Source organism: Streptomyces sp. NPDC020780, from assembly GCF_044334475.1.
Taxonomy (GTDB): Bacteria; Actinomycetota; Actinomycetes; order Streptomycetales; family Streptomycetaceae; genus Streptomyces.
On sequence record NZ_JBIRTB010000015.1, the window covers coordinates 107,751 to 120,949 of the forward strand.

11 protein-coding genes are annotated in these 13,199 nt (G+C 71.1%); 2 read left to right on the forward strand and 9 right to left on the reverse strand.

What is annotated here, in order from left to right:
• From ACH4VO_RS26215 to ACH4VO_RS26225, 3 genes are read right to left on the reverse strand one after another with little or no spacing between them, the layout of a single operon-like run.
• Positions 1 to 858 carry a carbohydrate ABC transporter permease gene (locus ACH4VO_RS26215; RefSeq protein WP_360993967.1) on the reverse strand — a complete coding sequence of 286 codons (858 nt, stop codon included), beginning with the start codon at positions 856 to 858 and terminating at the stop codon, positions 1 to 3.
• A complete protein-coding gene (locus ACH4VO_RS26220; protein WP_360993970.1) occupies positions 855 to 1,781 on the reverse strand; it encodes a sugar ABC transporter permease in 927 nt (308 codons plus the stop codon). Before ACH4VO_RS26220 ends, ACH4VO_RS26215 begins: the two co-directional genes overlap by 4 nt.
• Positions 1,778 to 3,091 carry an extracellular solute-binding protein gene (locus ACH4VO_RS26225; protein WP_360993973.1) on the reverse strand — a complete coding sequence of 438 codons (1,314 nt, stop codon included), beginning with the start codon at positions 3,089 to 3,091 and terminating at the stop codon, positions 1,778 to 1,780. The genes ACH4VO_RS26220 and ACH4VO_RS26225 overlap by 4 nt, the downstream gene beginning before the upstream one ends.
• A 188-nt stretch (positions 3,092 to 3,279) precedes the next feature.
• On the opposite strand from ACH4VO_RS26225, the gene ACH4VO_RS26230 reads away from it, so the two are divergent.
• A complete protein-coding gene (locus tag ACH4VO_RS26230) occupies positions 3,280 to 5,325 on the forward strand; it encodes a beta-galactosidase (RefSeq protein WP_360993976.1) in 2,046 nt (681 codons plus the stop codon).
• Positions 5,326 to 5,538: 213 nt separating this feature from the next.
• Here the strand turns inward: ACH4VO_RS26230 and ACH4VO_RS26235 are convergent, their stop codons facing one another.
• The 6 genes from ACH4VO_RS26235 to ACH4VO_RS26260 all read right to left on the reverse strand — a co-directional run bounded on the left by ACH4VO_RS26235 (position 5,539) and on the right by ACH4VO_RS26260 (position 11,570).
• Entirely contained in the window at positions 5,539 to 6,546 is a 1,008-nt protein-coding gene (locus ACH4VO_RS26235) for a VOC family protein (RefSeq protein ID WP_360993979.1), read from the reverse strand.
• Positions 6,547 to 6,796: 250 nt separating this feature from the next.
• A complete protein-coding gene (gene thpD, locus ACH4VO_RS26240) occupies positions 6,797 to 7,690 on the reverse strand; it encodes an ectoine hydroxylase (protein WP_360993981.1) in 894 nt (297 codons plus the stop codon).
• A gap of 3 nt (positions 7,691 to 7,693) precedes the next feature.
• A complete protein-coding gene (locus ACH4VO_RS26245) occupies positions 7,694 to 8,092 on the reverse strand; it encodes an ectoine synthase (protein WP_069172225.1) in 399 nt (132 codons plus the stop codon).
• Between the two features lie 60 nt (positions 8,093 to 8,152).
• Positions 8,153 to 9,415 (reverse strand): diaminobutyrate--2-oxoglutarate transaminase, encoded by a 1,263-nt coding sequence (gene ectB, locus ACH4VO_RS26250; protein ID WP_360993984.1) that lies wholly within the window; start codon positions 9,413 to 9,415, stop codon positions 8,153 to 8,155.
• A 157-nt stretch (positions 9,416 to 9,572) separates the two neighbouring features.
• On the reverse strand, positions 9,573 to 10,037 hold the full coding sequence (ectA, locus tag ACH4VO_RS26255; protein ID WP_398441489.1) for a diaminobutyrate acetyltransferase: 465 nt from the start codon (positions 10,035 to 10,037) through the stop codon (positions 9,573 to 9,575).
• A gap of 426 nt (positions 10,038 to 10,463) precedes the next feature.
• Positions 10,464 to 11,570 (reverse strand): aminotransferase class V-fold PLP-dependent enzyme, encoded by a 1,107-nt coding sequence (locus tag ACH4VO_RS26260; protein WP_360993990.1) that lies wholly within the window; start codon positions 11,568 to 11,570, stop codon positions 10,464 to 10,466.
• A 213-nt stretch (positions 11,571 to 11,783) separates the two neighbouring features.
• On the opposite strand from ACH4VO_RS26260, the gene ACH4VO_RS26265 reads away from it, so the two are divergent.
• Positions 11,784 to 12,884 (forward strand): amidohydrolase family protein, encoded by a 1,101-nt coding sequence (locus ACH4VO_RS26265; RefSeq protein WP_360993992.1) that lies wholly within the window; start codon positions 11,784 to 11,786, stop codon positions 12,882 to 12,884.
• Positions 12,885 to 13,199 lie beyond the last annotated feature (315 nt).

Consider the following 13,199-nt stretch of genomic DNA (forward strand, 5'->3'; position numbering starts at 1 on the left):
TCAGGACTTTACGGCGCCGGAGAGCAGGTCGAGACTCCAGAACCGCTGGATCACGAGGAACAGGGCGATCAGCGGGATGATCGCCAGCAGTGCGCCGGTGATGACCAGGGTGTAGAGGGCGGGGGTGTTGGAGCCCTGCTGGAGCAGCGTGTAGAGACCCAGGGTCACCGGGAACTTCTCGTCGTCGCCGAGCATGATGTAGGGCAGCAGGAAGTTGTTCCACACGGCCACGAACTGGAAGAGGAACACGGTCACCAGCCCCGGCAGCATCATCGGCAGCGCGATGGTCCGGAAGATGCGCCACTCGCCGCCGCCGTCCATGCGCCCGGCCTCGATCACGTCGGCGGGCACGGCCGCCGCGGCGTAGATCCGGGCGAGGTAGACGCCGTAGGGGGAGAGGACCACGGGCAGCAGCACCGACAGGTAGGAGTCGGTCATGTCCGCCTTGGCCAGCAGCAGGTACTGGGGTACGGCGAGGATCACCGGCGGCATCAGCACCCCGGCCAGCAGGATGTTGAAGACGGTCTCCTTCCCCCGGAAGCGGTACACGGCCAGCGCATAGCCCGAGACCGCCGACACGGCGGTGGACAGCAGGGCGCCCGCACCGGCGTAGAACGCCGAGTTGGCCATCCACGTCCAGTACACGCCGTCGCGGTAGGCCGAGAGCTCGGCGACGTTGTCCGTGAAGCCGGAACCGGGCAGGAAGGTGAAGGTGGAGAACAGCTCGGTGCCGGACTTGGTCGAGGCGACCAGGACCCACAGGACGGGCAGCAGGCAGTACAGGGCGCCGAACAGGAGCGCGGCGGTCGGCACGAGTGGGAAGCGCCGGCGGCCGGCGGCGAGGGACGGGACGCTCATCGGGAGTCTCCCTGCTTCGTACGGGAGTTGGCCGCCTTGAGGAAGCCGAAGGAGAGGGCGAGGGTGGCCAGTGCGATGAGGACCGCCTGGGCGGCCGCCGCGTAGATGTCGTTGTTGACGAAGGCGTCCTGGTAGACCTTCATCAGCGGACTCCAGGTGGTGGACAGGGAGTTGGTCAGGGGCTTCAGCGTCGTCGGCTCGCTGAACACCTGGAGCGTCGCGATGATCGAGAAGAAGAAGGTCAGGATCAGCGAGGGCGCCACCATGGGAATCTTGATCCTCAGGGCGATCTGGAGCTGCGAGCAGCCGTCGAGCCGTGCGGCCTCGAAGATCTCGGCGGGGATGGCCCGCAGCGAGGTGTAGATCACGATCATGTTGAAGCCGGTGCCGCCCCACACCGCGATGTTGGCGAGGGAGAGGTACAGCGGCCCGCCGTCCAGCAGATCGGGCCGCGGCAGCCCCAGCCCGTCGGACAGGTAGAGGAACGGGCTGACATCGGGGAGGTACAGGAACCCCCACATCAGTGCGGCGATGACACCCGGGATCGCGTACGGCAGGAAGATCGCCAGCCGGGTGAAGCCGCGCAGCCGGACGCGCTCGGTGTCCAGCAGCAGGGCGAAGAGCAGGGCCAGGCCGAGCATCACCGGGACGACGATCACGCCGTAGCCGAGGATGCGCAGCGCTCCGTGCAGCAGCTCGGAGTCGGAGAGGGCGTCGGTGTAGTTGGCCAGGCCCGCCCAGATCTCCTGCCGGGCGTTCCTGCCGAGGCCGAGGCCCTTGACCTCGGTCCTGCGGAAGCTGAGGTAGAGGGCGTAGCCGATGGGCAGGGCGAAGAAGAGCAGGAAGAGGACGGTGGCGGGGACCAGGAAGGCGTACGGGGCGCTCTTGACCCCGTACGGCCTCCTGCGGGGTGCGCGTGTCACTCGGAGACTCCGAAGCCCTGCTTCTTCAGGTCGGCGACGGTGGCGTCCTGCATCGCGGTCAGCGCGGCGCCGAAGTCCGACCTGTTCTTCGCGGCCTTCGCGAAGTTGTCCTTGAAGGCGGTGTACGCGACGTTCACGTTCGGGCCCCAGGCGGCGGGGGCGGTGCCCCGGGCGATCTTGGCGGCCTCGGTGTAGAAGTCCGGCTGGTTGGAGAAGTAGGCCGGGGCCTGGGCGAGCGCGCCACCGGTCTGGGCGGCCGTCGCGGCCGGGTAGATGCCTCCCTCCTTCACCAGCGCGGCGAGGGCCGCCGGGTCCGTGTTGAGCCACTTCGCGAAGGTGGCGGCGGCCTTCTTGTCCTTCGAGTCGTTGGTGACGGCGGTGGAGGAGCCGCCCCAGCTGCCGGTGACGTTGCCGCCGGCCGTCCACTGGGGGAGCGGGGCCATGGCCCACTTGCCCTTCGTGTCGGGTGCCGCGGTGGTCAGGGTGCCCGGGGCCCAGACCGCGCTGACCCAGGCGACCTGCTTGCCCGTGTTGAGTGCCTTGTTCCAGGCCGGGGTGTACATGGGCTGGTTGTCGATGGCGCCCTCCTTCACCAGACCGCCCCAGAAGCCGGCGACCTTCCGCGTGGCGGGGTCGTCGATGGCGACCTTCCACGTGTCACCGCCGGTGGTCCACCACTTCGCCCCCGCCTGCTGGGCGAGGCCCGCGAAGAGCCCGGAGTCGTTGGAGGAGAAGGTGGTGAGGTCCTTGTCCGGCGCCTTCTTCTTCAGCGCGCGGGCGGTGTCGGCGAACTCGTCCCACGTGGTGGGCACCTTCAGGCCGTACTGCCGGAACAGGTCCTGGCGGTAGTAGAACATCAGCGGGCCCGAGTCCTGCGGCAGGGCGTAGAGGGCGTCCGAGCCCAGCGTCACCTGCTGCCAGATCCCGTCGGCGAACCGGCTCTTCGCGCCGCCGGCCTCCTTGGATATGTCGGCGAGGACGTCGTTGGAGACGAGGGTGGGGAGCGCCTGGTACTCGGCCTGGACCAGGTCGGGGGCCTTGTGGGCCTTGGCCGCCGTGATGATCTTGGTGACGAGGTCGTCGCCCGAGGCCTGCTTCTTCACCGTGACCGTGATGCCGGCCTTCTTGCCCTCGCCCTTGTTCCAGATGTCCGCGACCTTGTCCAGGCCAGGGGCCCAGGCCCAGTAGGTGAGCGAGACGGGCCCGGAGGCGGCCGGTTCGTCGCCGCCGCCGTCCGGTGAGCCGCAGCCCGTGAGCAGAGTCGTGGCGACGAGTGCGGCGGCGGGCACCGCGAGGATGCGGTAGTGCATGGTTTCTCCCCTGACGAGACGGGCGAACGCATCGGCGGACGTACCGAAGAGGCGCTGTGAGCGTTCACAGTAGAGAAACGAAACCGACACTTGTCAATGGTTGTTGCTGTGCGGTTATGTTGGCCCTGCGCCGCCGAGAGTGTGTGTGCACGTTCCCAGAATTCGTCCCAAAGAGCCAGGAGCTGTCCATGCCGCACTCACGCCCCGTCTCCTACCCGGCCGGCCTGCGCACGCTGGCCTTCGGCGGCGACTACAACCCCGAGCAGTGGCCCGAGGAGGTCTGGCACGAGGACGTGCGCCTGATGCGGGAAGCGGGCGTGACCATGGTCAGCGTCGGGATCTTCTCCTGGGCGCTGCTGGAACCCGAACCGGGCCGCTACGACTTCGGCTGGCTCGACCGCCTCCTGGACCTGCTGCACGTCAACGGCGTCCGCGCCGACCTCGGCACCCCCACCGTCGCCCCGCCGGCCTGGTTCTACCGGGCGCACCCCGACGCCCTCCCCGTCAGCCGGGACGGGGTCCGCCTCGCCTTCGGCTCACGCGGTGTCATCTGCCACAGCTCCGCCCCCTACCGCGAGGCCGCCGCGCGCATCACCGAGCAGCTGGCCCGCCGGTACGCGGCCCACCCCGCCCTCGCCCTGTGGCACGTCCACAACGAGTACGGTGTCCCGGTCAGCGCCTGCTACTGCGACAACTGCGCCGCCCACTTCCGCAGCTGGCTCACCGGCCGGCACGGCACGGTCGACGCGGTCAACGAGGCCTGGGGCACCGCCTTCTGGGGCCAGCGCTACCGGAGCCTCGACGAGATCGACCCGCCGCGCACCACCCCCACGGCCGGCAACCCCGCCCAGCAGCTGGACTACGCCCGCTTCGCCGACGCCACCATGCGCGAGAACTTCACCGCCGAACGCGACATCCTGCACCGGCTCGCCCCCGGCATCCCCGTCACCACCAACTTCATGACCGCCCTCAGCCAGTGCGACTCCGTCGACTACTGGGCCTGGGGGCGCGAGGTCGACCTCGTCACCAACGACCACTACCTGATCACCGACGGCCGCCGCACCCACGTCAACCTCGCCATGGCCGCCGACCTCACCCGCTCCGTCGCGGGCGGGGCGCCCTGGCTGCTCCTGGAGCACTCCACCAGCGGCGTCAACTGGCAGCCCCGCAACCCTGCCAAGCGTCCGGGCGAGATGGCCCGCAACAGCCTCGCCCACGTCGCCCGCGGTTCCGAGGGCGCGATGTTCTTCCAGTGGCGCCAGTCCCGCCGGGGCGCCGAGAAGTTCCACTCCGCGATGGTTCCGCACGCCGGCACCGACTCCCGGGTGTGGCGCGAGGTGAGCGCACTCGGCGAGGGACTCGGGCGGCTGGAAGGCGTCCGCGGCACCCGGACCGCCGCCGACGCCGCGATGCTCTGGGACTGGCAGTCCTGGTGGGCCCAGTCCCTGGAGTGGCGCCCCAGCGAGGACCACGACGCCCGCGAACGCGCCGACGCCTTCTACGCCTCGCTCTACGACCACCACCTCACCGTCGACTTCGCCCACCCGGACGCCGACCTCTCCGCCTACCCGCTGGTCGTCGTGCCCGCGCTCTACCTCGCCACCGAGGAGACCGGCCGCAACCTGCGCCGTTACGTCGAGAGCGGCGGCACCCTCGTCGTCTCGTACTTCTCCGGAATCGTCGACGCCGACGACGCCGTGCACCCCGGCCCCTACCCGGGCGCACTGCGCGACGTCCTGGGCCTGACCGTCGAGGAGTTCTCCCCGCTCGGCCAGGGCGAGACCGTCCGCCTCGTCACTCCGGAGGGAACCACCGAGGGCCCGGAACTCACCGGCGACGTCTGGACGGACGTCGTGATCCCGCGCGGCGCCGAGACCGTCTGGTCGTACGCAGAGGGCATCCCGGCCGGACGCCCCGCGGTCACCCGGCACCGGCTCGGCGAGGGCACCGCCTGGTACGTCTCCACCCGGCTCTCCGGCCCCCACCTGGACGCGGTCCTCGACCGGGCCCGCGCCGACGCCGGCATCGACCCCCGCACGGACCTGCCGTACGACGTCGAGGTCGTGCGCCGCACCGGCGACACCGGCACCTACCTCTTCGTCATCAACCACACCGACGCCGACACCGGGGTGGCCCTGGACACCCCCGGTACCGAACTCCTCACCGGCGAGCCCGCCGTGGGCGAACTCGCCGTCCCGGCGGGCGCGGTCCGCGTCGTACGGCTGGACGGCTGAGGGAAGCCGCTCCCGGCGGTGACGTGGTGGTCCCACCGGCCGGGTAGCCGCTGGGGCCTGTGTCGAGTTCCGGGCCGGGCTCGCGGCGTCCTGCGAGTCCGTCTCCGGCCTTGTCGTCGGTCGCGAGGGCTCCGCCGTCGCTCCCTCCTCCGCCGTGCACACGAAGCCGCAGGACGCCGCTCCCGGGCTCCAGCCCAGAACTCGATACAGGCCCTACAGCGGAGCGCCGTGCCACTTCCACGAGGTGACCCGGTCGCGCCCCGGCAGTTCCGCGCGGCCGGTGGACCACAGCAGGACGGCCCACCGGTCCTCGTCGTCCGGGGCGCCGGGGAAGAGGCGGGCCAGCACCCGGTCGCAGAGGTCCTGGGGCGGCGCCCACGGCAGGTCCACCCCGGTGGCGAGGTCGTAGGTGTGCACGAGGGTCTCCACCACGCCCATCGCGGCGAACCCCTCCGGGTCCGACACCCCGTGGGAGTGGTAGGAGCGGACGTCCGGCGAGGCCGTCCGCACCATCGCCGTCAGCAGCGCGCCGCTCGCCTCCAGGGTCAGGAGCAGCCCCGCGGGCCCGGCCGCCGGCTCGGCGAAGACCGAGTTGGCGGGCCCGCCCTCGCGGTCCGGGGCCCAGCGGTAGGGCACGTTCGCGTCGAGCGGCGGCCGGCGCGGGCCGAGCTGGACGGCGTACGCGAACAGGTCGTCGCTCAGGTGCTCCACGGTCTCCCGACAGGTCCACTCGAGCGAACCGGCGGGCGTGTGCCACCGGTCCGCGGGGAACGCCGCGAGCGCGTCGGCCGCGAGGCGGACAGCGAAGTCCACGTCGTCCGCGGTCACCGGCAGCCGGGTGCCGGACAGCGCCGCGCGTTCCGCCGCACCGCACTCCACGCAGAACTCGTTGCCCTCGGGGTCGGCCATCGTCGCCCAGCCCCGCCCGTCCGGCTTGCGGTGGTCGGCGACCAGGGTGGCACCGAGGCCGAGCAGCCGCTCGACCTCCTCGTCACGGGTGCGGTCCTCCGGCAGCAGGTCGAGGTGGATCCGGTTCTTGGCCCTCTTCGATTCGGGCACCGAGATGAAGAGCAGCGCCGCACGGGGCGTCTCGACGAGTGCCTCGGGGTCGCCGGGCCGGTCGTCGTCGGACACGGCGGAACCGAGCACCCCGGCCCAGAAGCCGGCCAGTCCGTAGGCGTCGGCGCAGTCGACGGTGATGTGCTGTACGAGAGACGTCATGGCCTCACTGTCCCTGCCGGTCCGGGGCCGGGTCCAGCGAGTTCGGACGGCGCGCGGGCCGTCGAGGCGTCCCCCGCGCGGTGGGGCGGCGGAGGACCGGGCCCTTCTTCCCCGCCCGGCGGATCCGGCCGGACTCGTGGGGCGACGTGCCGTCCGGCGGGCCCCGCGCACCCGGTGCGGGCACGCGGCCCCCGCACGGATGGGGCGGGACGCCCTCGCGTCCCGCCCCATCCGCACCACCGTGCGCGCCCTACCTCACCGGGGTGAAGTCCCGCGCCCCGATGAACTCCGGGCGGCGGATCGGAGCCGCGAAGGGCTCCTGGGCCGTGTTCTCCACGCTGTTGAACACGATGAAGACGTTGCTGCGCGGATACGGGGTGATGTTGTCGCCCGAACCGTGCATGCAGTTGCAGTCGAACCAGGTCGCCGAACCGGCCTTGCCGGTGAAGAGCTTGATGCCGTGGCGGTCTGCCATCTTCGTCAGCGCCTCGTCGGACGGGGTGCCGGCGTCCTGCATCTGCAGGGACTTCTTGTAGTTGTCCTTCGGCGTCTCACCCGCGCAGCCGAGGAACGTCCTGTGCGAGCCGGGCATGATCATCAGCCCGCCGTTGGTGTCGTAGTTCTCGGTCAGCGCGATCGAGACGGACACGGTCCGCATGTTCGGCAGACCGTCCTCGGCGTGCCAGGTCTCGAAGTCCGAGTGCCAGTAGAAGCCCGAGGCGCCGAAGCCCGGCTTGACGTTGATCCGGGACTGGTGGACGTACACGTCCGAACCGAGGATCTGGCGGGCCCGGCCGACGACGCGCTCGTCGCTGACCAGCCGGGCGAAGACCTCGCTGAGCTTGTGGACCTCGAACACGGACCGTACGCTCTGCGACTTCGGCTCGATGATCGAACGCTCGTCTGCCCGGACCACGGGATCGGCGATCAGCCGGTCGAGCTCGGCGTGGTAGACGGCCACCTCGTCCGGCGTGATGATCTGGTCGACGGTGAGGAAGCCGTTCTCCTCGAAGCCCTGGAGATCCTTGGCGGACACCGGCCCGGGCGCGCCCGGCGCGGACCAGATGACCGGGTCCTGGCGGGGAGTGGTCATCTCGGCGGCGCCGCGCGAGGGGTACAGGTCGACGCGTACTTCGGTGGCCATGGTTCAGCCCTCCTCTGTCAGCAGTGGGTAGACACCGTTCTCGTCGTGGTCCTCCCGTCCGGTGACGGGGGGGTTGAAGACGCAGACGCAGCGGAAGTCGGTCTTGGGGCGCAGCGTGTGGTGCTCGTGCCCGTCCAGCAGGTACATCGTCCCCGGCGAGATCCAGTGCGTCTCGCCGGTGTCGTCGTTGGTGAGCTCGGCCTCGCCCTCGGTGCACAGCACGGCCTCGATGTGGTTCGCGTACCACATCGACGTCTCCGTGCCCGCGTAGAGCACGGTCTCGTGGAGCGAGAAGCCCACCTTCTCCTTGGCGAGCACGATGCGCTTGCTCTCCCAGGTGCCGGAGGCCGACTTCACATGCCGGTCGGTGTTCTCGATGTCACTGAACGATCGGACGATCACGGTGGGATGGTGCCTTTCTCTTCCGTACTGCTCGGATGCTGCCTGCCGCGGGGTACCCGGTCAGGCGGTCTCGCGGACGGAGCGGGCCACGGTGCGCAGCCCCTCGTCCAGCTCCTCGGGGGTGATGGTCAGCGGCGGGAGCAGCTTGACGACCTCGCTCTGCGGGCCGGAGGTCTCCAGCAGCAGGCCCAGCTGGAAGGCGCGGGCGCAGACGGCCGAGGCGCGCGCCGGGTCGGCGAACTCCAGGCCCCAGACCAGGCCGCGCCCGCGGAACTGCGCGGTCGGCTCCTCGGCGCAGATGGCCAGCAGGGTCTGCTCGACCTGCTCGCCCCGGGCCAGGGTCTGCTTCTCCATCTGGCCGTCCGCCCAGTAGGCGTCGAGTGCGGCGGCGGCGGTGACGAAGGCCGGGTTGTTGCCGCGGAAGGTGCCGTTGTGCTCGCCCGGCTCCCAGATGTCGAGCTCGCCCTTGAAGAGGCAGAGCGACATCGGCAGGCCGTATCCGCTGATGGACTTCGACAGCGTCACGATGTCCGGGACGATGCCCGCCTCCTCGAAGGAGAAGAAGCCGCCGGTGCGGCCGCAGCCCATCTGGATGTCGTCGACGATCAGCAGCATGTCCTGGCGGTGGCACAGCTCCTGGAGCGCGCGCAGCCACTCGGCACGGGCGACGTTGATGCCGCCCTCGCCCTGGACCGTCTCCACGATCACCGCGGCCGGCTTGTTGAGGCCGGAGCCCTGGTCCTCCAGGAGACGCTCGAACCAGAGGAAGTCGGGGACCTTGCCGTCGAAGTAGTTGTCGAACGGCATCGGGGTGCCGTGCACCAGCGGGATGCCGGCACCGGCCCGCTTGAAGGCGTTGCCGGTCACGGCGAGCGAGCCGAGCGACATGCCGTGGAAGGCGTTGGTGAACGAGACGACGGACTCGCGGCCCTTGACCTTGCGGGCGAGCTTCAGCGCCGACTCGACGGCGTTGGTGCCGGTCGGGCCGGGGAACATCACCTTGTACGGCAGGTCACGGGGGCGCAGGATCACGTTCTCGAAGGTCTCGAGGAACGCGCGTTTGGCCGTGGTCGCCATGTCCAGGCCGTGGGTGATGCCGTCGCGTTCGATGTAGTCGATCAGCGCGCGTTTCAGCACCGGGTTGTTGTGGCCGTAGTTGAGTGAGCCGGCGCCGGCGAAGAAGTCGAGGTACGAGTGGCCGTCCTCGTCCGTGAGCCGGGCGCCTTGCGCGCGGTCGAAGACGGCGGGCCAGCCGCGGCAGTAGCTCCGTACTTCCGATTCCAGGGTCTCGAACACGCTCAGGGCGGGCGGGGTGATGGTCACGGCGAATCTCCTGGTCGAGGCGGGTGGGGCGGGCGGCGGTGCGCGAGGCTTCCGTGGCGGGGAAGCGGGGTCTCGGGCGGGCGGTCCCGCGGGTCGGGCGGGCCGCCGGTCTGCGGACGGGCGGTGCGCGGAGGTGCCGAGGCACCCCCTGGACCGTTCAGGAGGGGAACGGGCCGATGCGGTACAGCACCTCCGGCAGGTGCGTGTCCTCGGGGAACAGGTCTCCCGCGAAGAGCACCTCGCGCTCCAGGGCGACGTCGTGGCGCTGCGCGTAGGAGGTGAAGAGCCGCTCGGACGCCGTGTTGTCCGGGGTGATGGTCGTCTCGACCGAGGCCAGTCCCTGGTCGGCGGCGACGCGGGCGGTCAGCGCGTCCAGCAGGGTGGCGGCCAGGCCCTTGCCGCGGTGGCCGCGGTCGACGGCCACCTGCCAGACGACGAGTGTCTGCGGGCGGTCCGGGCGTACGTAGCCGGTGACGAAGGCGACCGGCTCGCCGTGCTCGTCGCGGGCCACCACGGAGGTCGCCGCGAAGTCACGGCACCACAGCAGGTAGCTGTACGAGGAGTTGAGGTCCAGGACCTCGGAGTCGCGGGCGATGCGCCAGATGGCGGCTCCGTCCTCCACCCGAGGCGTGTCGATTCTGAGGAATTCGTTTCGGGCACTTGCAAGGTCTGCTGGTGCGGCGGTCATGTGAATTGAATTTACCGAGCAAATTTCAAAATTGCATCGCCGCGAGGGGTTGGGTGGGAGGCCTCGATGTGCTATCACGCGGGCGCGTGCTCGCGCACAGCTCTCGCCGGAACGTCCGGTTTTGGGTGGGATTCATCCGGCAAAATGACCTCCCTGTGGAGTCGGTCACAGGGTTGTAACTCTCTCTCGGTGCCCGCCTGAATCCCGTGGAGTACCCCCCTGGGAGGCGCTGAGAGCCGGGGTGTTTACACAGGGGGGATGGGGGCAAAAGAATGCGGGGAACTACTCTCGGTGGAGTGGTTCCCCGCATTCTTTTGAATTATCCGTTCATCGGTGACCCATTCGGGTGAACCGTGAATTTCAGAGGCCGGGCCAGGTTTCGGCGACGGCCTTTCGGGAAGACTCGCGGTCGGTCGTGCGGCCGGCGGCCGTCAGCGCCGCCCCGAGCGCGTCGAGCGACGCCCGCACCGCGCCGGGCGTGGCGTCGGGGCCGTAGTGGTTGACGCGGACCATCTCCCGCGCCAGCGCTCCGCCGCCGGCGACCAGGGGCAGGCCGGGGTCGGCCGCGAGCGCCGCGGCGACCAGCGAGGCCGCGTCGGTGTCCGCGGGCACGCGCAGCGTCGTGGCGACGGGCGCCGCGTCCCGGGCGTCGTGGACGTACGGCTCCAGGCCGCCGCCGAGCGCCAGGGCTCCCGCCCTGGTCGCCGCCGCGGCCGCCGCGTGACGAGCCATGACCGCGTCCGGGCCGTCGGCCTCGATCCGCTCCAGACAGGCCTCCAGTGCCAGCATCTCCAGCTGGGCGGGGGCGTGCGGCAGCGCCCTGCGGCCGGCGTCGATCCAGCGGGCCTTCCAGTCCAGCAGCGAGAGGTACGACTGGCGCGGAGCCCGGGGGTTGGCCGCCATCCGCGCCCAGGCCCGCTCGCTGACCGACACCGCCGACACCCCGGCGGGCCCGCCCATGGCCTTCTGGGCGCCGATGACGCACAGATCGACCCCCCACGCGTCCGGCAGCAGCGGCTCGGCGCCCACGGACGCCACGGCGTCGAGCATGAACAGCGCACCGTGCTCCCGGACCACCTCGCCGATCTCCGCGACCGGATTGGTGTTGCCGGTGGCGGCCTCCGCGTGCACCAGCGACACGAAGCCGATCTCCGGGTGGTCCGCCAGGGCCTGGCCGACCTGCTCGGCGGTGACCGCCGTGTGGAAGGGCACCGTCAGGTCGACGACCTCCGCCCCGCAGTCCCGCAGCCAGTCGCCGAACGTCCGGCCGTACGGGCCGGTGACGACGTTCAGCGCGGTGGAACCGGGCCCGGCGCCGCCCCGGATGCACCCCTCCAGGGGCAACAGGGCCTCGCCCTGCATGATGACGACGTCCTGCTCGGTGGCGAGGAGGCCGGCGACCCGCCGCTCGATCTCCGCGAATCGGGCGGCGGTGAGCGGGGGGAGGTCGAGGAGGGGGTGGGTCACGGTGGTGCTCTCTTCGGGTCGGTCCGTGGCGGGCTGTCGCGTCGAGGGTAGTGGCCTCCCCGGCGGCGGGACGTCGCAGCCCGCTCCCCAGGGCTGGACAGCCGTCACGGCCGCCCCTCCGGGGAGCCGGGTGGGAGCCGGGTGGGAGCCGGGTGGGCCGGTGCGCCGCCGCCCCCCGGAGAGCCCGGCGGAGCGGCTCGTAGAGTGCTGTCCATGAGTGATCACGAGGTGGCGAGGGTGCTGCGGATCGAGGGGCGGGTGCTCGTCGGCCCGGACGACGTCAGGGACGGGCTCTGGGCCGTCGACGGCCGGATCACCTACGACCGGCCGCCGGGCGCGGACGACGCCCCGACGCTCACCGGCTGGGCGCTGCCCGGCCTCGTCGACGCCCACTGCCACGTCGGACTCGACCGTCACGGCCCCGTCGACGCGGCGACCGCCGAGAAGCAGGCCCTCGGTGACCGCGAGGCCGGAACCCTGCTCATCCGGGACGCCGGATCCCCCTCCGACACCCGGTGGATCGACGACCGGGAGGATCTGCCGAAGATCATCAGAGCGGGCCGTCACATCGCCAGGACCCGCCGCTACATCCGCAACTACGCCCACGAGATCGAGCCCGGTGATCTGGTCGCGTACGTCGCCCAGGAGGCACGGCGGGGTGACGGCTGGGTCAAGCTGGTGGGCGACTGGATCGACCGGGACGCCGGGGACCTGACCGCCTGCTGGCCCCGCGCCGAGGTCGAGGCGGCCATCGCCGAGGCTCACCGGCTGGGCGCCCGGGTCACCGCGCACTGCTTCGCCGAGGCCGCACTGCGGGATCTGGTGGAGGCCGGGATCGACTGCATCGAGCACGCGACGGGGCTGACCGAGGACACCGTTCCGCTCTTCGCGGAGCGGGGCGTCGCGATCGTCCCGACCCTGGTCAACATCGCCACCTTCCCCGGCCTCGCGGCCGGCGGCGAGGCCAGGTACCCGCGCTGGTCCGCCCACATGCGGCGGCTCCATGCCCGCCGGTACGACACCGTGCGGGCGGCGTACGACGCGGGCATCCCCGTCTTCGTCGGTACGGACGCCGGTGGCTCGCTGGCCCACGGCCTGGTGGCGGCTGAGGTCGCGGAACTGGCGAAGGCCGGTATCCCGCCCCTGGAGGCGCTCTCCGCGACCACCTGGGGGGCGCGGAAGTGGCTCGGCCGGCCGGTGCTGGAGGAGGGAGCTCCGGCGGACCTGGTGGTGTACGACGAGGACCCGCGGGCGGACGTACGGGTACTGGCGGCGCCCCGCAGGGTGGTCCTCAACGGCCGGGTGGTCGGCTGACCGGGCCGTTCAGGACGGCGCCGGGTTGACCGGCAGTGACGCGCGCCTGCTTCAGTCGTTGAACACTTCTGCGGCCGGTCCGGTGTCCGGGCATCCGCGCCGCCCGCGTGCGGTGAAACGGGTGACGGCGAGGAACTCCTGTGCTGGAAAATTCGAATACACGCGCGGAAAACCCCCTTTAGGGTGAACTCACGTCAGGTGTCCGCCCGTTCACCCTCTGTGCGTAAAGATTCACGGAGTCGAGGCCGCCGGTGCCCGCGATGTCCCCCTTGGACGGCGCCGGTGGCTCCATGTCTCTTGTGGGGGTTCCACCAT